The following is a 20,481-nucleotide window of genomic DNA, read 5'->3' on the forward strand; positions in this document are numbered from 1 at the left end:
ATGCTCCTTACGCTGAGCGTATTAACGCTGCAAGCCACCCATGCAGATATATTTAGTTTCTAGATAATCATCCAGACCATATTTAGAGCCTTCTCGGCCTTGGCCTGACTCTTTAACACCGCCAAACGGAATTACTTCTGAGCTAATCGCCGTTTCATTAACGCCTACCATGCCGTACTCAATACCTTCAGATACGCGCCAAATACGGCTCATATTTTCAGTGTATACATACGCCGCTAAACCAAACTCTGTGTCGTTAGCCATGGCAATAGCTTCTTCTTCGGTTTCAAACGAGAAGACAGGCGCTACTGGACCAAAAATCTCTTCACGGAACACGGCCATATCCGGTGTTACATTTGTCAGAATAGTGGCGGGGTAGAAACAGGCACCTTGTGGGTCACGAGCTCCACCGATAACAGCTTTCGCACCGGCAGCGATTGCGCTCTCGACCTTAGCGTGTACGTCATCCACCGCTTTTTCGTTAATCAAGGGCCCATGAGTACTGGCTTCATCAAAGCCATTACCCACTGAAAATTCGCTAACCGCTTTAGCAAACTTTTCGACAAACGCATCATAAATTCCGGCTTGTACTAAAATCCGGTTCGTACAGATACATGTTTGCCCGGAGTTACGGTATTTAGAAATCAGCGCTCCTTTGATAGCCAAATCAATGTCTGCATCATCAAAAATGATGACAGGAGCGTTGCCGCCTAACTCCATTGAGGTGCGTTTCATCGTATCTGCGCATTGTTTAACCAATACTTTGCCGACTGGAGTAGAACCGGTGAACGTCAATTTTTTAACGATAGGGTTGCTCGTCAGCTCGCCACCGACTTCGCGTGAGCTACTTGTCGTTACTACGTTAAACAGCCCTGCTGGCACTCCAGCGCGGTTTGCTAACTCGGCTAAAGCCAATGCTGACAAAGGGGTTTCTGCAGCAGGTTTGAGCACAATAGCGCACCCAACAGCGAGTGCTGGAGCTGCTTTACGTGTGATCATCGCGTTAGGGAAGTTCCAAGGCGTAATGGCCGCTACAACACCCACAGGCTGTTTGATCACAATGCCACGGCGATCTGTTTGTGGTGTTGGAATAACATCACCGTATACACGCTTACCTTCTTCTGCAAACCACTTGATATAAGCAGCGCCGTAAAGGACTTCGCCGCGAGATTCAAACAACGGCTTGCCTTGCTCTGCCGTCATGATAATGGCGAGGTCTTCTTGATGCGCCAAGATCAGTTGATGCCAGCGCTCCAAAATCTCAGAACGTGTATTTGGCGATTGAGCTTTCCACGACTTCATAGCCGCGTCAGCCGCTTCAATAGCCGCGCGAGTCTCTTGAGCACCTAGACTGGCAACAGTAGCTATTAAATTGCCTGTAGCGGGATCATTGACTGAAAATGTCTGCTTATCTGCACCATCAACCCATTCACCGTTAATGTATGCTTGCGTTTTTAGCAAACCGGCATCTTGTAAATTTAATTTCACGTTATTTCTCCGCATGTCTTGTACGGTCTAGATCACCGTTTTGACATTTATATAAGGAAACACTTGGCTGTTCAGTAATAGTGCTTTTTCGCTTACGTTGAGACACATCAAACTAATCACTAGTATGAGCCTCGCAAAACCATCACAGTACACTTAGCATGGCGAACAACCCGCTCAGCATTGGAGCCAACGAAATAGCTCGCCAAACCAGGGCGGCGGGCCATCATCAAAATCACATCCGACTTTAACTGACGAGACTCCTCTAAAATTTGCTCGTGCACCGTACCTTCGCGAATGTGGCACTTAATCTCTGCCTCATTCGGTAAAAGCTGGATGGCTTGGTCTTTCAACTTACGTTTAATGTCTTTACGTGCCAGCTTTTGCTCAGTTTTGTCATAGTGTGTATATAGCCCGTGATGCACAAAAGTCTCGTCTACATACAACAAATGAAATACAACCGGGGATGTCTCATCCGCTACACGAATAGCCGCTCTGATCAGCTCTGGCATCTGTTCAGGATGCGCCATATCGACGGTTATTAATATCGTTCTATACATACGACGCCTTCCTTAATTCATCACAAGATTAGGCAACCAAAGCACTAGCTCCGGAAACACCATGCAGATAATCAAAACAGTAAGGTTCAATAGGATAAACGGCGTTACTGACTTGTAGATCTCACCCATACCCACTTCAGGAGGAGCAATACCCTTAAGGTAGAACAATGCAAAGCCATAAGGAGGAGTCTGTACGGCAATCAAAATATTGATGATCATCAGGACACCAAACCAGATAGGGTCGTAACCTAACGACACCGCAATCGGCGTAAATAAAGGTGCACACATCAAGACGATAATAAACTCGTCAATGATAAAGCCCAGCAACAGCATAATGACTTGGAACATGATAATGATCATGATCGGCGGCAGATCTAACGTATCCGTAAAATCAGCCACCATTGCCTGAACGCCCATGAGAAGGTGGAAGTTACTAAATACCGAAGCACCTAAAATAATCCACATGGCAACGCTAACTAGCACTCCCGTCTGAAGTCCTGCAGCGCGGAACATATCCAGTTTAAAGCGCTTAAAAACAATCGCTAGCAAGATTGCTCCAACCACACCAATAGCCCCTGATTCGGTTGGGGTGGCAATACCGGAAATAATACTCCCCAGCACAACAACAATTAGCAAAATTGATAAGAAGCCATCGCGGGCTACTCGCATTTTAGCCATAGGAGAAAGCTGCTGGTTATCAAAGTCGGCTTTCGTAATAGGAGCACGGTCTGGATTTAAACGGCAGCTCACAACAACATAGGCAATGAGCAACACTACCGTAATTAGCGCGGGTACCATTGCCGCCAAAAACATACGTCCGACCGAGTTTTGCGTAGAGGCTGCAAACATAATCATAGGGATGCTCGGCGGGATGAGTATACCCAAGCCCCCGCCGGCCATAATGACGCCAAGCGCTAAACGTTTATTGTAGCCACGCTCCAACATGGGACGTAAAGCAATACTGCCGGAAGTCATAATACCGGCACCGATAATACCTACCATGGCTCCAATCATGGAGCATACACAGATAACACTGATTGCAAGAGAGCCACGAACTTTACCAAGCACCATCTGGCTGGCATTAAACATAGCATCGCCAATGCCAGACTTAGTCAGTAGTTGCCCCATGTATATGTAGAGAGGAATCGCGAGAAGAATAAAGCTAAAAAAAGTGGCCTCAACGGTCGTTGGGATAACATTAAAAATGCCATCTCCCCACGTCATGTAACCTACACCCATGGCAATACCCGCTAATGCCAGGCCAACAGGTGCCCCCAAAGCGAACGCCACCAATATGCATAGCAGCAAAATGCCGGTTAATAATTCAATACTCATCATTATCGTCATTCTCCGGAGCGATTAGTGGGTTACCTGTAACCAAGTGGTAGATTTCTGCCACCATGTCACGGCTAAACTGGGCTATAAACAAAACAGAAGCCACACACATCATGATCCAAAAATGGAACATAGGGGGTGCCCATTCGCTCTGAGTCCGATAATCAAACTCAATGGCTTCTTCATATTTTTCGAAACCTAGTTTCACAACTAAGACGAGGAAAAAAATCGCTAACGAATAAGAAAACAAATTAAAAACACGACGCGTATGGGGAGACACTTTTAAATATAAAATATCAACATTGATGTGTGCTTTTTTTTGCTGTGCGTAAGCACCACCTAAAGCCGCTATGTAACCAAAAAGAAACAGCGACAAATCAAACGCCCAGATCGTGGGGTGATTTAAGAAATAACGAGAAAAGACCTCATACGCTACAATCGCCGCCAAGAATGGCATGAGGAAGCTAGCAAAATAACCAGCTAGCATCACCACAAAATCGATGCTGCGGCACAACCGTTGCAAAACCTGAGTGAACATAAGCTTACCTGTTTAACGAGATCAGGCCGGACATTCAGTGAGTGCCCGGCCTGCTGGTCGGTTAGGAACCGATTATTGCTGCTTTAAGATGTCGATCAGCTGCTTGCTGTATTTGTCTTGTGCAGAGTACTCGTCCCACAGACCTGCGCCAGCTTCAGCCCAGGCTGCTTTATCAGCTTCGCTTGGCTCTGGGCTCCACTGCAAACCTTTAGCTTCCATTTCAGCGACCGCTTCAGATTCCCATTGACGAGACTTTTCTAACTGCTCTTTCGCATGGATTACTGTAGCTTCGCGCACAACCTTTTGAAGGTCTTCAGGTAGTTTTTTCCACGCAGAACGGTTAACGACAATCGGTAATACCTGTGCACCAGCCAATGGCAGTTTGTACATGTATTTAGCAACTTCCACATGGTTACCATCACGGTGGTCAATCATGTTACTACCGATAGAACCATCAATAACGCCGGTAGCCAAAGAAGTGTAGATTTCACTCCATGCTAGCGACACTGGAGACGCACCTAAGTTACGTAGGAACTTACCGTATGCACCAGGAGCACGGATTTTAAGACCTTCAAAATCAGCTACTGAGTTAATCGGCTCTTTAGTCAATACGTAAACGGGTGGTTGGATGTACGGTTCTAACCATACTAAGCCTTGAGATCCATAGGCTTTCTCTAGCACCTTATCCCAACCTTTTTCATGGAACAACGAGTAAAGCTCATCTGGATCATCAGTACCGCCGGGCAAACCGATTTCGACGATACCCGCCGGCAACTCACCAGCGTGCATTGATTGGAAAGGAGCACCCATCGTGATCAAACCTGATTTAGTTGCACCAAGCAGACCTGATGTACCTACGCCTTCACCTGAGTAAAGAACCTGTACAGCAATACGCCCATCAGACATTGTTTCGATGTTTTTAGCTAAATCTTCATAAATTTCACCGAAAGCAGTACCGCGACCGTAAAGGTTACCAAAACGCCAGTTGTGTTCTGCCGCTGAAACATCAGCCGCTAACGTAGTAACACCCAAGGTTACAGCGATCGCTGTCGTTGATAATTTACTCTTTAATTTAGTGATGGTCTTCAGCATGTTTTTACCTTTCATGTCTATTTTTAAAATGTTTTTTCCTGAGCGGTGATTTGATCCTTCCAAAATTGACCCACCAATTAAATTAGATCAAATCTACCTAAAGGTTTATCGCGCTTAACGTAAGAATATAAACCCATTAAAAACCCGCTATATCTAAGGCTTTATGTTTTTTTGGTATCAAAATTGCTATAGATTAAGGTTATGCACCGCGCTATCCTTTAGTCTATGATTCATTTTTTTTTCATTCCATACTGCTTGTTAATGTATATTTCTCTTAGCCTAGCGCTTTTGAATAATCGATTGTTAACATGTAACAGGGGTCGGTATGACTAATAAAACATTCTCTATAGGTCAGCTCGGCGACTATGAAATCAAGCAACTAAAAATTTTTAAAACAGTTGTAGAATGTGGAGGATTTGCGGCCGCAGAGACTCGACTTAATATCAGCCGCCCCACGATTAGCATTCATATTGCCAACCTTGAATCACGGCTTCACTTGACGCTCTGTAAACGTGGCCGAGGAGGCTTTGCTCTCACAGAGGAGGGCGCTATTGTCTTTGAGCAAACCGAGAAACTACTCGACATGTTGGAAGGCTTTCGCAATACGGTCAATAACTTAAGCCACCAGCCTTCGGGCAACCTCAAAGTGGGTCTGAGTGACACCTTCAGTATTGACCCTCGCTGCCAACTTCCACTTATCATAAATGCGTTTAGCCAAGTCGCTGAAGATGTAGAGCTATGCATGAGCGTCGAACAAATGGCAAGTATGGAATGCCAAGTACTCAATGACGAACTTGATATCGCTTTTATCCCCTATCATAGAAAACTTGAAGGCTTAAATTACATCCACCTTTTTAGAGACGATTGTTATCTATATGCCAGCGCAGTGAAAGGCTTAGAAAACCCATTATGCAGCCTGCCAGACATACAGTTAACCGACGAACTGATCAACCAAGCCCCCTTGGTTCATGCGGGCTTAAAACCACACGAGGAAATCTACCATCAGCTATCTGAAATGCATTTAGCAGGTATTTCTTACCACTATGAATCACGCATCGCGATGCTTCTTTCTGGACGCTATATTGGCTTTTTGCCCCAAAACGTCGCACAGCCCTATGTCGAGAATGGAGACTTAAAGGCTATCGCGCCCGACCGTAAGCACTTTTCGCTCGGTGCAGCCGTTATCAGCAAAAAAACAGCACAAGCCAACCGCGCGCGTGATCTGTTTTTAAGTACAGTTAAACAACAGTTTGGGGTAACTGAAAACCCTGCCCCCTATTAATGCCGATTTTTTGGCGACATAGCCAATAAATATCTCTTCAGGGGTATAGGCAAAAGTAGCTTTCTCACCGTATTGTAGACACCTACCCCGGCAGTGGATCCACAGAGGATGTGTATGCCTTCGCATGCCTACTACTCATCCAAACCGGCCTATTTATGTCTGACCTTTAAGTTGAGATGATAATGTCTACATCGGTATATCCGCATTCCTATTATGCAGCTTCTATAAACGACACCCGGATACGCCACTCCCTACAAGGAGATCATACGGCTGATATTTGCGTAGTTGGCGCTGGTTTTACAGGCTTATCCACCGCCCTGCATTTAGCAGAGCGCGGCTTTAAAGTGATTGTATTAGAAGCCAGCCGGATTGGTTTTGGCGCCTCTGGCCGCAACGGCGGACAAATCGTACACAGCTATAGTCGAGACATGGACTTTATAGAGCGCATGTACGGTAAAGAGGTAGGTAACAAAATGGGAGCTATGGCCTTTGAAGGCGCACAGGTCATTCGCCGTATCGTGAGTGATTACGACATCCAGTGCGACTTAAAACCTGGTGGAATTTTTGCCGCGTGTAACAACAAGCAGTTTGATGAACTACAAAGCAAAAAAGCGCTATGGGAATCCTACGGGCATACTGAGCTTTCCTTGCTGGATAAGCATCAAGTGCCGGATTACATTGGATCACAGCGCTACACAGGCGCTTTACTGGATCACTCTAGCGGACACTTACACCCTCTCAACCTAGTATTGGGCGAAGCTAATGCTGTTGAATCATTAGGGGGTATGATTTTTGAAAACTCAGCGGTTACTCGCATCGAGGAAGGGTCACAGCCAACCGTACATACCGCTAACGGCTCTGTACGTTGCAATTTTGTCATGGTAGCCGGCAACGCTTATCTAACGGGATTACTTCCTGAACAAGAACAAAAATCAATGCCTTGTGGTACACAAGTTATCTGCACAGAACCGTTAAGCGAATCTCAGCAAAAAGAGCTTCTGCCACATGATAACTGCGTAGAAGACTGCAATTATTTGCTCGATTATTACCGTCTCACAGGTGACGGCCGGTTAATCTACGGTGGCGGTGTAACTTACGGCGCGCGCGAGCCCGATAAAATTGAGTCGCTCATCGTGCCAAACATGCTAAAGACTTTCCCTCAATTAAAAGGAACAAAGGTCGATTACGCGTGGACAGGTAACTTCTTACTAACATTAATGCGCTTACCGCAGTTTGGTCGTATCAATGGCAATATTTTCTATGCTCAAGGTTACAGTGGTCACGGCGTGACCAGCACCCACTTAGCGGGAAAAATCATCGGCGAAGCTATTAGCGGTCAAGCCGAGCGCTTTGATGTATTTGCCGGCCTTCCGCAATACCCATTCCCCGGAGGACGCACCATACGCATTCCTTATACTGCGATGGGAGCTTGGTATTACACTCTGCGCGATAAACTTGGTATTTAGTCTTATCCGTAACGCAAAAAGCACCCGTAAGGGTGCTTTAAAAAAGACCAAAGCGATTGTCTAGGCGCAACAGCCAACATACCAACACATCCTGTTACACTTGACGATTTAATACATTAACCATCCATCGAACCACTAATTCAGAATTTGTGGGCACTGAATCCAAGCTAGCCAAGCCCTGCTGTGCAGCCTCAGCAGGAATACCCGCCCCCCCTTTCAACTCCAACAAGTCACGTTCAAAGGCCGTTGAAAACTCAGGATGCGCCTGCACCGTTAGTACGTTTTTACCATAGAGCAACCCCGCATACGGGCAAAACGGGGAATGTGCAAAAACGTTGGCAAGTGCAGGCTTTTCAACCACTTGATCTTGATGAACAGCATGAAGCGTTAGCGTGCTAGGTGTATCTGGCGTATCCGACAAGCCGGAAACAGGAAGAATGCTGTATTGATTCACACCTAGCCCCCAACCACCTTGATAGGCCTCAACCTTTCCACCGAAGGCCTCAGCGATAATTTGATGACCGAAACAAATACCCAATAAAGGGATGTGCGCATCATTAATCTTTATAATCAGAGCTTTAAGCCGCTGCATCCAAGGCAAGTTCTCATAGACATTCGCCTTAGATCCCGTAATCAACCACCCGTCAAAACCCTCAATAGACGTAGGAAAGTGCTCCTCACGCACATCAAACACTTCAAATTGATAATCATATCCATGCTGAGTAAACAGAGCAGCTGACATATCGGCATAGGTGCCGTGCCGTTCGCGCAGCTCTTGAGGACTAATACCTGCTGCTAAAATTCCTATTTTCATACCCACTCCACAAAAAAGCGGCTCTATCTATCACGACAAAGCAGCCCGGGCACACTGCCCTTTCTTCATATTATTTAACGACTAGCGCGTACGTGATTGTCGGCGCATTTGCCACATGGCAACCCCGACTCCAACCGCCACAATCAAAATCATCAAGGTCGCTAACGCGTTTACCTCAGGTGTAACCCCCAAGCGTACTTTAGAAAAGATAACCATTGGCAAGGTACTGCTACCCGGCCCCGAAACAAAGCTCGCTATTACCAAGTCATCCAGCGACAAAGTAAACGATAACAACCAACCCGATAAAATCGCAGGAAAAATAAGTGGCAAGGTAACCAGAAAAAATAGCACCGGCGGTTTAGCCCCTAAATCCATAGCCGCTTCTTCTAAGGTATTATCTAATGATGCCAACCGAGACTGTACAACCACAGCTACATAAGCCATACAAAAAGTAGTATGAGCGATAATAATGGTTCCAACGCCACGGCTTGCGGGCCAACCAAACAAACTTTCCAGTGCAACAAATAGTAATAGCAATGATAATCCAGTGATTACTTCCGGCATTACCAGCGGCGCAGTAATCCAGCCAGACACAATCATGCGGCCTTTAAAGCGCCCAAAGCGACTAATAGCAAAAGCTATCATGGTGCCCAAGATCACCGATAATGTGGCACTAATAAATGCCACTTTAAGGCTAATCAAAGCTGCCGCCATAATTTGCTCGTTATTAAATAAGGCCACATACCAGTCTAATGACCAGCCGCCCCACACAGTGACGAGTTTAGACTTATTGAAGCTATAGATGATTAGAGAAATGATTGGGATATACAAAAAAGCATACCCCAAGAAGGCACTACATTTGACAACCCAAGTACCTGATAGATATCGCGATGCCTGCATCATTACCCCTCCGCTCGCTGGCCGTTTCGAAACAGCATTATGGGAAGCACCAATAACACCAACATAACAATGGCAACCGCCGATGCCATCGGCCAATCTCGATTCAAAAAGAACTCATCCCATAACACACGCCCAATCATGAGTGTCTCCGAGCTTCCCAGAAGTGCAGGAATGACAAACTCGCCCACTGCAGGAATAAATACCAATAAACAACCAGCTATTACCCCGGGTAGCGCTTGAGGAACGGTGACAAGAAAAAAGCCTTGGTAGGGTTTTGCGCCTAAATCTTGCGAGGCCTCAAGCAAAGTTAAGTCCATTTTTTCCAAGGCGGTATACAGCGGCAAAACCATAAAAGGTAGGTAGGTGTAAACAATACCAATATACACTGCAAAATCAGTTTCAAGCATCATTAACGGCTGGTCAACTATCCCTAGACTCAACAGCACTTCGTTGATCAAACCATTCTGCTTTAATAACCCCATCCACGCATAGACGCGTAATAAAAAAGAGGTCCAAAAAGGCAAGATGACCAACGCTAGCAAGAGCACCCGCTTTGTACCAGTGCTTCGAGCGATAACGTAGGCCATTGGAAAGCCGATAATCAAAGTCAACAATGTTGATATAGCAGCAATTTTAGCCGAGCTTAAGTAGGCATCAATATAAAATTGATCTTCAAATATATATAGATAGTTGCCCAAATTTATATGTATATCAAAGAAAGCCTCTTCCCAATCCCATGTCAGTATTGACGTATACGGAGGAATAGCGATTGCCGACTCAGACAAGGATATTTTAAAGACAACTAGAAAGGGAATAAAAAAGAACAAGCCCAACCAGAATGTTGGCACACCTAAAACAAAGAATCGTCCCAACTGCATGTTGGGTAAACGAACTATTTTAGAAGCGTGCAAACGACAAGCAACCCATTCAACAAGGCGACTAAAGACGATATAGCGCTCACTCAGCTTCATGACGTTAGCACCACTGCACTGTTTTCACCCCAGCGCAGACTAACAGGCTCACCTGTGCGCCAGCGCCCGCCCATTTCGCGTGAAGAGTTTGGCTGAGTCACGCGTACTTCTTGACCATTGGGTAGGCGCACCCGGAAAATACTCAAACTTCCCATATACGCAATATCTTCAATAGTGCCTGACACCGCATTAATTTTTTCAGTAACAGCCTCTCGGCTAAGCAATATTTTTTCCGGCCGTAAAGCCAAGGTCATTTTCTGATTAGGCGCACAACTAATCCCGTGATTTACAAAGAAGGTCATGTCTAATGCTTTATTGTAGAGGCTAACGCTATCAACCTGATCATCACAAATACGCCCTTCAAACAGATTTACCGAGCCGACAAATTCAGCAACAAAACGGCTATTGGGGTACTCGTATACTTCATGTGGTTCCGCAGTTTGCACTATTTTGCCCTGGTTCATCACGCCAATGCGCGAAGCCAGTGTCATAGCCTCTTCTTGATCATGTGTTACTACAACAAAGGTAACACCTAGCTCCTCTTGTATGCGGACTAGCTCAAACTGTGTTTCTTCACGTAACTTCTTGTCTAAAGCACCCAGCGGTTCATCGAGCAACAACAACTTTGGCCGCTTAATTAAAGATCGGGCTAGTGCAACACGCTGACGTTGTCCTCCCGACAATTGATGGGGCTTACGTTTACCTAAATGCCCCAACTGCACAAGATCAAGCATAGCGGCCACACGACGTTTGATATCATTATAACTGGCCCCTTCCCGCTTGAGACCAAATGCAATGTTGCTTTCGACCGATAAATGAGGGAATAAAGCATACGACTGAAACATCATATTCACAGGCCGAGCCCACGGAGGCACATCAGTCATATCAACACCATCAATGACAACACGTCCATGAGTCGGCTGTTCAAACCCCGCTAGCATACGCAACAACGTACTTTTCCCTGACCCTGACCCACCCAACAAGCAAAACAGCTCATTCTTGTAGATATCGAGAGACACTTGATCTACAGCCGTAAAGCCATCAAATTGTTTAGTAATTTGCTCTATACGTACAAAAGGTTCGGCATCCGGCTGCTGCCAAATAGGTACCTCATGAAGAGGGAGGCTCCCTCCGGGGGCAGAACCAGCGCTCTCATTGTGATTAGCAACTAAAGTACTCATAACATAAACTCCATAACAGGTTTATAAGCGAGGCTTAGCCCCGCACGCATAAATTCAGTCTGCTTAGCGGCCTGTTTTAATACCTGTCCATGCACGAGTTAACTGCCGATCAAATTTAGCGGTGTGGGCTTTTTGTGTGAATAGTTTTGCTTTAGTGGCTTCATCTGGGTAAATCCCAGGATTTGAAATAATGTCCTCATTCAGCAAAGGTTCTGCCGCTTTATTGGCAACAGCATAGTAAACAAAGTTAGAAATCCCAGCAGCAACCTCCGGACGCAGAACATAATCAATAAACTGATACGCTGCCTCTATATGAGGTGCATCCTTAGGAATAGCCATCAAATCAAACCACACCATGGTGCCCTCTTTTGGAATCTCATATCCAACTTCTACTCCCTGCCCTGCCTCATCGGCTCGACTCTCAGATTGCAAAATATCACCGTTATAACCTAAGGCCACGCATACATCGCCGTTGGCCAAGTCGGATATATATTTGCTGGAGTGGAAATAACGAATATTTGAACGTACAGACGCCATTAGTTCAGAGGCTTTTTTCAAATCCGCCTTGCTTTCAGAGTTCGGATCAAGACCTAAATAGTTCAGAACAATTGACACCACTTCGGCAGGCGAGTCCAACACGGCAATACCGCAATCTGCTAGCTTAGCTGACATCTCAGGATTAAAAATAAGATCTAGGCTATTAATAGGTTGATCGCCTAAGCGCTCTTTCACCTGTGCTTTGTTATACCCCAGACCAATTGTCCCCCACGCATAGGGGACGTTGTGCACATTGCCCGCATCGTGCTGGGCCACCTTTTCAATAAACTCTTGATCTAAGTTTTTGTAGTTACTGAGCTTTGTCTTATCAATTTCGCTGTAAATACCCGCTTGGACTTGTCGTTCTAAAAAAGCCCCGGTAGGCACGACTAGGTCATAGCCAGAGCCACCAGACATGAGCTTTGCTTCCAAAACTTCGTTTGAATCATAAACATCGTAATTAACCTTGATGCCCGTTTCTTTCTCAAAAGCGGCAATCGCATCCGGCTCTATATAATCCGACCAGTTATAAACGTTTAGTACCTGCTCCTGCGCCATCACGTTTGTCGAAAGAACCGCCGCTAAAGCAGCGGCTAATTGTAAATTTTTATGACGTAACATATCGATCTCCAGTTTATTTTTTCGAACCATCACAACCGCATGTAATGGATAAATTTCGCTAACTTCAGGCAATGGCAAGCCCATAACTCCATAAATATATTTGTGGAGTTTTTATTTATCGTTTTTATTATTAAACGTTGATGCCTGCTCTATTTGGCTGGTCTAACAACGCGTTGTAGCGATACATAAAGCAGACTCCCGTTTAGACGGGTATTGTGTAAACCTGCTTTATTTAAGGAGCAATATGACTAATCTAAGGTAACCAAGGCGGGGGTTCCTATACCCCCGAGGTAATAGCATTAACGCTTTACCTACCGTAACAACCGTTACAATAAGCCCAGATAGGCTTCGTATTCGATATCCGAGATCTGCTCATGCAGTTTACGCTGCTCTTGACGCTTGGCAGCGGTGTAAACACGCACAAATGTCTCACCTAAGTATTCTTTTAAAACATCGCTTTGAGAAAAACGATCCGTTGCATCATCCCATTTATTAGGAAGCGTTTGGGTACGGTCTGCGCTGTCATCAGTGTATGCATCACCCGTAATAGGCGCTGGTGGCTCTATTTTGTTCTCTATACCGTATAAGGCCCCAGCTAGAATACTGGCTAACACTAAATATGGGTTAGCATCAGCTCCAGACACCCGATGCTCGATGCGTCTAGCGACAGGAGGGCTTTCAGGAATACGCAAGGCAACCGTGCGATTTTCATACCCCCAGCTGGCGAACGTTGGCGCATGAGCCCCAGACATAAAACGGCGGTACGAATTCATATGAGGTGCAAACGTCAACATACTGCTGCTCATCGTTTGCATTAACCCCCCAACGGCATGGCGCATCACATCAGTGCCTTCATCGCCCCCATTATCAAATACGTTATTCCCGTTTTCGTCCAACAAGCTAAAGTGAACATGCATGCCGTTACCGCTTTTCTTGGCATATGGCTTGGCCATAAACGTAGCTGAATACCCCTGTTTGCGCGCAATACCTTTAATCAGTCGCTTAAACATAACGGCTTGATCACCCGCCAGCATCGGATTGGCTACATGGTTAAGGTTAATTTCGAACTGCCCGGGGCCTAGCTCAGAAATAATCGTATCAGCGGGTACACCCTGAATATCACAAGCTTCACGCACTTCGGTGAAAAATGCGGATAAGCAATCCATTTCATCAATCGAATAACAATCAGTTGCTTTGAGACGACGACCATGCCCTTCCACCAACACTGGTGGCCGTGGGCGTTGCGTTTCTTCTGACTGACCGTCCATCAAATAAAATTCTAATTCAGTCGCTACCACCGGGGTCAATCCCAACGCTTTAAAACGAGCCACAACACCGCTCAATACTTGGCGTGGATCAGCACTAAAAGGGGTACCGTCAGGATTAAACATCATCGCCATCACCTGACCACGAGGTACTTCTGCCCATGGCACCTCTACCACCTCATCATGGACAGGCATACACACACCATCGCTATCGCCGGTTTCAAAAACGAGGCCATTATCGAGTACGTCATCCCCCCAAAAATCGAACCCCAACACTGAACGCGGTAACTTCACACCCTCATCCATTACCTTATCCAAGCTATTAACAGGGATACGTTTACCTCTGAGATTGCCATTTAGATCCGTGATAAACAGATCAAACTCTCTTTCGTTCTCAGCACTTAAAGACATTACTTTCTCTCTTGCTTGCCAGCCAAATTAGGGTCGATTAAAAAATTAGTATAGAGGTGATTCCGGCAATACTTGTGATCACAAATATACTGCTGATATGATCATAAGTATTACACACGGTCAACTAGATACCCTGCTGCTTTACTACAAAGAGCACATAATTTACATATCCAGAAGTCCGTCAAGCCACACCCTCTTACTAGCGGATATAAACGATTGACGTATGGATAAAAAATCACCAATTGAGATAACAATAACCGAGCGCCCACCCAGTGTAACTATTACCCAATGGGTATATGCCACCTTACGATCGGCAGTTATGGATGGGCATATACTACCGGGCCGAGCGCTGACTATCCGCGAACTAGCATCGTTGCTTAATGTCAGCCCTATGCCGATAAGAGAAGCGCTAAGACAATTAGCTGCTGAAAATGCACTCGATATCCGAGAAAACCGACGCATCATGGTACCGCACATGACTCCTGCAAAGTTTACCGAGCTTTACGAAGCTCGCATCGCTATCGAATCTCATGCAGCAGCCCGTGCGCTGCCTTACATAGACACGGAACGTTTACAGGCACTCAAGCAGTTAGACCAACGCATAGACAAGGCTCAAGCGAACGGCGACCTCATCCAAATAAACCAGCTAAACCAAGCCTTTCACCGCTTAATTTATACCGCTAACCCACACCAAATTACCCTCCCGTTAATAGAAAGTTTATGGCTGCAATTAGGGCCTTTTATGCGTCTGGCCAATAGCAAGCTTGATGATCACTACCAAGTTGATCGGCATGTGGAAGCCATGAATGCAATTGCCAACCACGATGCGTTTGCATTACAGGTTGCTATTGCCGCTGATATTCGCGAAGGCATAGCATTTGCAGCCACCCCCGAGCGTATGCAGCATTTTATCGACGAAGCCAACGATCCATGTTGAGCTAAAAGCCTTTTATCATCCGACACACCAAAATACGACGTGTCTAATAACGACATGGTTGTTGACTTATTATTTTTGTGATCACATTATTGATTAGCTTTTGTGATCACAAAAAATAAGTGAATCATTCCATTTAATGCTCGTTTCAGGATGCACTCTATGACTACCGTGGCCTCACTTCACACTGACGATTCATTAAAGGCAATAGATGCCAGCCACCACTTACATCCTTTTACAAACACCCACGCCCTCAATACCAAAGGCGCTCGCGTCATCACTCGCGCGCAAGGTGTTTATCTCTGGGACAGTGAAGGTCACAAGATTTTGGATGGTATGGCCGGGTTATGGTGCGTCAATATGGGTTATGGACGAAAGGAGCTCATTAATGCTGCCCACCAGCAGCTCGAAGTATTGCCCTTCTACAACACTTTTTTTCAAACCAGCCATGAGCCAGTCATAAAACTCGCCCAAGCAATTGCTGAAATAACACCGGCGGACCTAAATCATGTATTTTTTGCCAATTCAGGATCAGAAGCGGTAGACACCTTGATCCGTCTTGTTCGCCATTACTGGTCATTAGAGGGCAAACCTAGCAAAAATATTATCATTGCTCGCGAAAATGCTTACCACGGCAGCACCATTGCCGGTAGTAGCCTGGGTGGAATGTCAGGCATGCATAAGCAAGGCGGTCCATGGGTGCCAAATATTGAACGTATTCGCCAACCTTACTATTACGGAGAAGCCGACAATCAAGAGCAATCCCCAGAAGCCTTTGGGCTAGCATGTGCCCGTGCTCTAGAAGATAAAATACTTGAGGTAGGGGCCGAAAATGTAGCGGCGTTCATTGGCGAACCAGTACAAGGTGCCGGCGGAGTTATCGTACCGCCTAATACCTACTGGCCAGAAATTCAGCGTATTTGTAAAAAATACGATATCTTGCTGGCTAGCGATGAAGTCATCTGCGGCTTTGGACGAACAGGTTACTGGTTCGGCTGTGAAAACTTTGGCTTTACACCCGATATCATGACCATGGCTAAAGGACTATCATCGGGCTATATGCCGATCTCAGCCGTAGCTATCAATGATCGAATTACATCCACATTATTAGCTCATGATGATGACTTTAATCATGGCTTTACCTATTCAGGGCACCCGGTAGCGGCGGCTGTTGCCTTAGCCAATATCAGGCTTATGCAACAAGAAGACATCATCAATCATGTTCACTCTGATACGGCCCCTTATTTTCAACAACGAATTCGCGAAGCACTTAAAGATCATCCATTAGTCGGACACATAGAGGGCGTTGGATTACTTGCCGGTATTGCCTTAGTGCAAGATAAATCGACGCGTACTCTATACCCAGATAATATTGATATTGGCTTGGTGTGTCGCGACCACTGTTTTGAAAACGGCTTAATTATGCGAGCAGTTGGCAGTCGCATGGTGCTATCGCCACCATTAGTTATCACGCACGATCAAATAGACGAGTTATGCGAAAAAGCACGTCTGTGTTTTGATCTCACATTAGCTAGCGCCCAACGATGCTTAGCGTAAGTGCCTTCACATAACTAACAAGGTAAATTTGAAAGGATATGGTCATGACTCTCAACCCAACAACCTCTGTGCACAACACTGAAGCCTATGGCCTTAAAGCACTCGCAGGATTAATTGACCATATTCACAGTGCCAGCTTTCCTAAAATGCTAGAAGAGTTCATTGGGCGTATTTGCCAATTCGACTCTTTTTTGATGCTAACTTATAAAACGCACTTTAAACCGTTGGTTCTGCACCCTAAAAGCCCTGCTGAACATAGCCCAACTCTGCGCTTTTATATCGACCAAGCGTACATTTTCGACCCAATATACCATTTGGTAAAAGAATCTCCGGCTGCCGATGTGCACCGTATATGTGATATTGCACCGGATAGCTTCCATAGCACTGAATATTATGAGAAGTGTTACAAGTATTTTGATCTGGTGGATGAGATCAACCTAATCATCCCACTTGATAATGAGGTCACCTGCGCGATTGCGCTAGGCCGAAAGTCACAACTGGGATCAATTAACCGTCAAGAGCATAATGCGTTAAAGCAATGGCTACCTGTTTTGGCCTCACTTGTGCAGCAATTTTGGTTAACTCAACAGTCTTTATATATCGATAACGCCAAACCTGAAGGCGCTATACAGCAAGCATTAACGAGCTTTGGAAGTGGCGTACTTACACGACGCGAGCAGCAAATTACGGCACTTATCCTGCAAGGGCACTCATCCAAAGCTATTTCCGCACTATTGGATATCAGCCCCGGAACCGTAAAAGTTCACCGCAAAAATATTCACACGCGTTTAAACACATCAACACAATCGGAAATATTCCAACAGTTCCTTACTCATCTAAAATCCTTAGATGATTCGATTGAGTAACTACTTTCCCCCTTAACCAAACGGAGGCCAATCGCCTCCGTTTACTAAGCACATGGGTGTGCCAGCACTAGCGCTAGATACGAATCCAGACATTCTTCATCGAGGTATATTTCTCCAATGAATGGATTGATTTATCGCGCCCATTGCCGGATGCTTTTACCCCACCAAAAGGCACAGTAGAATCACCTTCTCCCCACGTGTTAACCCAAACCATACCGCTTTTTAACTGGCGACTAACTCGATGCGCTCGTGATAAATTAGCTGTCCAGATCGCGGCCCCTAGCCCATAGCGCGAGTCGTTCGCCAGCGCTATTGCTTCGCCTTCCGTTTCGAATTCGCATACAGCTAAAACGGGGCCAAAGATTTCTTCCTGAACAAAGGTCATGCTGTTATCGGCATCAGTGATAATAGTCGGTTTCGCATAAAAGCCCTTACCTTCTGTGTAATCAGGTAAGCCGCCCGTCGCCAGCGTTGCGCCTTGATCCAAGGCCGACTGAATATAATGAGCCACTGTATTTAATTGTGCGGCATCGACCATTGGCCCCATTCGCGTTTCAGGATCGAGCGGATCGCCAGTGCGGTAAGCTTGTGCGGCTTCTTTCAATGCCGACAAAAACGCTTCTTTAATCCCTTTTTGCACATAAATACGCGAACAAGCTATACACACCTCACCTTGATTCGAGAAGATTGCCGCCGCCGACGTTCTGGCCGCTTTAACGATATCGTCGCAGTCATCAAAAATGATATTCGGTGACTTACCACCCGCTTCCAGCCAGACTTTTTTCAAGTTGGACTGGCCTGCATACTCCATCAACATACCCGCCACACGTGTAGAGCCAGTAAATGCCAATACATCAACATTCATATGCAAGGCTAGCGCTTTGCCTGCCGTGTGCCCAAAACCTGGCAACACATTAAGCACCCCATCAGGTAATCCTGCTTCCGAGGCCAACTCAGCCAAACGTAAAGCGCTTAATGGCGCTTTTTCAGACGGCTTTAAAATAACGCTATTCCCCATCGCTATTGCCGGCGCCAACTTCCAAGAAACCATCATTAGCGGATAATTCCAGGGCGTTATCGCAGCAACTACACCAACCGGCTCGTGCGTTATCAGTGCTAAAACATCTTTATTCGTTGGTGCTATATCACCATAGACTTTATCAATAGATTCTGCGGTCCAACGAAAGCAGTCAATCGTATCGGGGACATCAACGGCGACCATTTCACTGATGGATTTACCCATATCTAGCGTATCAAGGATGGCAAATTCATCATGATGCGCTTCAATTAAGTCAGCCCAACGCAGCATGATTTCTTTTCGTTTGGCAGGCGCCATTTGTGACCACACGCCGGATTCAAATACCGCTTTGGCGTTAGCAACGGCTATATCCACATCAGCATCGTCACAACTTGCAACATTCGCCAATAGCGCTTCGTTCGTTGGGTTGATAGATGGGAATGTTTGCCCACGTTGCGAAGGCTGAAAGCGACCATTGATATAAGCTTTATCTCTGAAAGAGATATCGTGGCTCAGTTGTTTCCATTCAGCGTAGCTTTTCATAAGAATACCTTCATAATATTGATGGCCTAGCCTCGCAAGCCATCAATACAAATAAAACAGTACTCGCAGTCTACGCTGCTATGCTTGCGCGAGGAATATCCCTTAGGAGATAGAAGACTATTTATGCACGCCTAATGAATGGGTAGTAGCAGCCAGCACGTACAAAAACTCTAGCGCTAAAGTAGCACCTGCTAATGCGGTGATCTCTGCATTATCATAAGCGGGCGCGACTTCTACAACATCCATCCCAATCAAATCCAACCCTTGCAATCCTCTAATCAACTTTAAAGCGCAATCCACCGTTAAGCCCGCCACCACCGGTGTGCCCGTACCAGGCGCAAACGCAGGGTCTAAACCATCAATATCAAAGCTGACATAAATTGGCTTATCGCCGACGCGTGCACGAATTCTCTCAAGAGTTGCCCTCGGGCCATGGTCATTAATCCACGCGGCATCTAATACCTCAAACGGATGGCCTTCTACTGTGTAACTTGTCCGAATACCTAACTGAATTGAGTGCTCGTGATCAACTAGCCCTTCCTGCACGGCATGATGAAAAATGGTACCGTGATCATAACGGCTCCCCCCCGAATACGTGTCCGTATGGGCATCCACATGCACCAAGGCGACTGGACCATATTTTTTAGCATAAGCGCGTAAAACAGGTAGTGTAATAAAATGGTCACCGCCAAACGTTAGCGCTTTTTTACCTGACGAGACTATGGAGCCAATGTGCGCTTCTAAATTATCCACAAGTGTTTGCGGCTCTCCATGTTTAAACAATAAATTACCTGAGTCCTCTACCGCTAAATAATCATCTAAGGCAAACGACCAAGGCCAACGGGCACCCTCCCATATCAAATTAGCTGATGCCTGCCTGATAGCTGCCGGACCTAAACGCGCCCCCGGACGCCCGCTGGTCGCTAAATCAAAAGGCACACCCGTCACGACAACCTCAGCGTCACTTCGCTCTAAATTCGTCACTTGCGGCCACTGCATAAAGGTCATGCCTAACTCGCCATAGAGGGGTAAATCTGCATTTGCTACGGACATTATGATTCTCATCCATTGTAATTAATTCGTTCTGTTTAGAATAAGCACTAGC

18 protein-coding genes are annotated in these 20,481 nt (G+C 45.9%); 5 read left to right on the top strand and 13 right to left on the bottom strand.

Annotated elements, in window-relative coordinates; all coding sequences use genetic code 11:
* Positions 1 to 21: 21 nt before the first annotated feature.
* From OW491_RS12150 to OW491_RS12170, 5 genes are all read right to left on the bottom strand, one after another.
* Complete coding sequence (locus OW491_RS12150) at positions 22 to 1,488, bottom strand: NAD-dependent succinate-semialdehyde dehydrogenase (RefSeq protein ID WP_290036210.1); 1,467 nt, start codon at positions 1,486 to 1,488, stop codon at positions 22 to 24.
* Positions 1,489 to 1,607: 119 nt separating this feature from the next.
* Entirely contained in the window at positions 1,608 to 2,045 is a 438-nt protein-coding gene (locus OW491_RS12155) for a universal stress protein (RefSeq protein ID WP_075171222.1), read from the bottom strand.
* A gap of 12 nt (positions 2,046 to 2,057) precedes the next feature.
* Positions 2,058 to 3,380, bottom strand: coding sequence for a TRAP transporter large permease subunit (locus OW491_RS12160; RefSeq protein WP_290036554.1), 1,323 nt, complete (start codon positions 3,378 to 3,380; stop codon positions 2,058 to 2,060).
* Positions 3,370 to 3,918 (bottom strand): TRAP transporter small permease, encoded by a 549-nt coding sequence (locus tag OW491_RS12165; protein ID WP_075171221.1) that lies wholly within the window; start codon positions 3,916 to 3,918, stop codon positions 3,370 to 3,372. The genes OW491_RS12160 and OW491_RS12165 overlap by 11 nt, the downstream gene beginning before the upstream one ends.
* 72 nt (positions 3,919 to 3,990) lie before the next feature.
* A complete protein-coding gene (locus OW491_RS12170; RefSeq protein ID WP_075173395.1) occupies positions 3,991 to 5,010 on the bottom strand; it encodes a TRAP transporter substrate-binding protein in 1,020 nt (339 codons plus the stop codon).
* A gap of 325 nt (positions 5,011 to 5,335) precedes the next feature.
* Here OW491_RS12170 and OW491_RS12175 point away from each other — a divergent pair, with 325 nt between their 5' ends.
* Entirely contained in the window at positions 5,336 to 6,292 is a 957-nt protein-coding gene (locus OW491_RS12175; RefSeq protein ID WP_290036211.1) for a LysR family transcriptional regulator, read from the top strand.
* A gap of 182 nt (positions 6,293 to 6,474) precedes the next feature.
* Positions 6,475 to 7,758 (top strand): FAD-binding oxidoreductase, encoded by a 1,284-nt coding sequence (locus tag OW491_RS12180; protein WP_290036212.1) that lies wholly within the window; start codon positions 6,475 to 6,477, stop codon positions 7,756 to 7,758.
* 94 nt (positions 7,759 to 7,852) lie between these two features.
* Here OW491_RS12180 and OW491_RS12185 read toward each other — a convergent pair whose 3' ends face one another.
* The 6 genes from OW491_RS12185 to OW491_RS12210 form a co-directional block, all read right to left on the bottom strand.
* Complete coding sequence (locus tag OW491_RS12185; protein WP_290036213.1) at positions 7,853 to 8,572, bottom strand: gamma-glutamyl-gamma-aminobutyrate hydrolase family protein; 720 nt, start codon at positions 8,570 to 8,572, stop codon at positions 7,853 to 7,855.
* Between the two features lie 81 nt (positions 8,573 to 8,653).
* On the bottom strand, positions 8,654 to 9,475 hold the full coding sequence (locus tag OW491_RS12190; RefSeq protein WP_290036215.1) for an ABC transporter permease subunit: 822 nt from the start codon (positions 9,473 to 9,475) through the stop codon (positions 8,654 to 8,656).
* On the bottom strand, positions 9,475 to 10,350 hold the full coding sequence (locus OW491_RS12195) for an ABC transporter permease subunit (protein ID WP_290036556.1): 876 nt from the start codon (positions 10,348 to 10,350) through the stop codon (positions 9,475 to 9,477). Before OW491_RS12195 ends, OW491_RS12190 begins: the two co-directional genes overlap by 1 nt.
* Before the next feature lie 89 nt (positions 10,351 to 10,439).
* On the bottom strand, positions 10,440 to 11,624 hold the full coding sequence (potA, locus tag OW491_RS12200; protein WP_290036216.1) for a polyamine ABC transporter ATP-binding protein: 1,185 nt from the start codon (positions 11,622 to 11,624) through the stop codon (positions 10,440 to 10,442).
* Positions 11,625 to 11,687: 63 nt separating this feature from the next.
* On the bottom strand, positions 11,688 to 12,782 hold the full coding sequence (locus OW491_RS12205) for a polyamine ABC transporter substrate-binding protein (RefSeq protein WP_075179290.1): 1,095 nt from the start codon (positions 12,780 to 12,782) through the stop codon (positions 11,688 to 11,690).
* A gap of 326 nt (positions 12,783 to 13,108) precedes the next feature.
* A complete protein-coding gene (locus OW491_RS12210) occupies positions 13,109 to 14,458 on the bottom strand; it encodes a glutamine synthetase family protein (RefSeq protein ID WP_075179100.1) in 1,350 nt (449 codons plus the stop codon).
* Between the two features lie 223 nt (positions 14,459 to 14,681).
* Here OW491_RS12210 and OW491_RS12215 point away from each other — a divergent pair, with 223 nt between their 5' ends.
* The 3 genes from OW491_RS12215 (at position 14,682) to OW491_RS12225 (ending at position 17,815) form a co-directional block, all read left to right on the top strand.
* Positions 14,682 to 15,395 carry a GntR family transcriptional regulator gene (locus tag OW491_RS12215; RefSeq protein ID WP_075171214.1) on the top strand — a complete coding sequence of 238 codons (714 nt, stop codon included), beginning with the start codon at positions 14,682 to 14,684 and terminating at the stop codon, positions 15,393 to 15,395.
* A 159-nt stretch (positions 15,396 to 15,554) separates the two neighbouring features.
* Positions 15,555 to 16,949, top strand: coding sequence for an aspartate aminotransferase family protein (locus OW491_RS12220; RefSeq protein ID WP_139309054.1), 1,395 nt, complete (start codon positions 15,555 to 15,557; stop codon positions 16,947 to 16,949).
* A gap of 44 nt (positions 16,950 to 16,993) precedes the next feature.
* Positions 16,994 to 17,815 (top strand): helix-turn-helix transcriptional regulator, encoded by an 822-nt coding sequence (locus tag OW491_RS12225; protein WP_215150537.1) that lies wholly within the window; start codon positions 16,994 to 16,996, stop codon positions 17,813 to 17,815.
* 73 nt (positions 17,816 to 17,888) lie between these two features.
* Here the strand turns inward: OW491_RS12225 and OW491_RS12230 are convergent, their stop codons facing one another.
* Positions 17,889 to 19,376 (bottom strand): aldehyde dehydrogenase, encoded by a 1,488-nt coding sequence (locus tag OW491_RS12230; protein ID WP_290036219.1) that lies wholly within the window; start codon positions 19,374 to 19,376, stop codon positions 17,889 to 17,891.
* Between the two features lie 117 nt (positions 19,377 to 19,493).
* Entirely contained in the window at positions 19,494 to 20,429 is a 936-nt protein-coding gene (gene speB / locus OW491_RS12235; RefSeq protein ID WP_290036220.1) for an agmatinase, read from the bottom strand.
* Between the last annotated feature and the right edge of the window lie 52 nt (positions 20,430 to 20,481).

Source organism: Neptunomonas sp. CHC150, from assembly GCF_030397555.1.
Classification (GTDB): Bacteria; Pseudomonadota; Gammaproteobacteria; order Pseudomonadales; family Balneatricaceae; genus Neptunomonas; species Neptunomonas phycophila.

What these genes read in the sequence shown, in the direction of transcription:
- OW491_RS12155 (WP_075171222.1), bottom strand. Translation starts at nt 2,045, where the DNA reads ATGTATAGAACGATATTAATAACCGTCGATATGGCGCATCCTGAACAG.
- OW491_RS12160 (WP_290036554.1), bottom strand. Translation starts at nt 3,380, where the DNA reads ATGAGTATTGAATTATTAACCGGCATTTTGCTGCTATGCATATTGGTG.
- OW491_RS12165 (WP_075171221.1), bottom strand. Translation starts at nt 3,918, where the DNA reads ATGTTCACTCAGGTTTTGCAACGGTTGTGCCGCAGCATCGATTTTGTG.
- OW491_RS12170 (WP_075173395.1), bottom strand. Translation starts at nt 5,010, where the DNA reads ATGCTGAAGACCATCACTAAATTAAAGAGTAAATTATCAACGACAGCG.
- OW491_RS12175 (WP_290036211.1), top strand. Translation starts at nt 5,336, where the DNA reads ATGACTAATAAAACATTCTCTATAGGTCAGCTCGGCGACTATGAAATC.
- OW491_RS12180 (WP_290036212.1), top strand. Translation starts at nt 6,475, where the DNA reads ATGTCTACATCGGTATATCCGCATTCCTATTATGCAGCTTCTATAAAC.
- OW491_RS12185 (WP_290036213.1), bottom strand. Translation starts at nt 8,572, where the DNA reads ATGAAAATAGGAATTTTAGCAGCAGGTATTAGTCCTCAAGAGCTGCGC.
- OW491_RS12190 (WP_290036215.1), bottom strand. Translation starts at nt 9,475, where the DNA reads ATGATGCAGGCATCGCGATATCTATCAGGTACTTGGGTTGTCAAATGT.
- OW491_RS12195 (WP_290036556.1), bottom strand. Translation starts at nt 10,350, where the DNA reads ATGCAGTTGGGACGATTCTTTGTTTTAGGTGTGCCAACATTCTGGTTG.
- potA (WP_290036216.1), bottom strand. Translation starts at nt 11,624, where the DNA reads ATGAGTACTTTAGTTGCTAATCACAATGAGAGCGCTGGTTCTGCCCCC.
- OW491_RS12205 (WP_075179290.1), bottom strand. Translation starts at nt 12,782, where the DNA reads ATGTTACGTCATAAAAATTTACAATTAGCCGCTGCTTTAGCGGCGGTT.
- OW491_RS12210 (WP_075179100.1), bottom strand. Translation starts at nt 14,458, where the DNA reads ATGTCTTTAAGTGCTGAGAACGAAAGAGAGTTTGATCTGTTTATCACG.
- OW491_RS12215 (WP_075171214.1), top strand. Translation starts at nt 14,682, where the DNA reads ATGGATAAAAAATCACCAATTGAGATAACAATAACCGAGCGCCCACCC.
- OW491_RS12220 (WP_139309054.1), top strand. Translation starts at nt 15,555, where the DNA reads ATGACTACCGTGGCCTCACTTCACACTGACGATTCATTAAAGGCAATA.
- OW491_RS12225 (WP_215150537.1), top strand. Translation starts at nt 16,994, where the DNA reads ATGACTCTCAACCCAACAACCTCTGTGCACAACACTGAAGCCTATGGC.
- OW491_RS12230 (WP_290036219.1), bottom strand. Translation starts at nt 19,376, where the DNA reads ATGAAAAGCTACGCTGAATGGAAACAACTGAGCCACGATATCTCTTTC.
- speB (WP_290036220.1), bottom strand. Translation starts at nt 20,429, where the DNA reads ATGTCCGTAGCAAATGCAGATTTACCCCTCTATGGCGAGTTAGGCATG.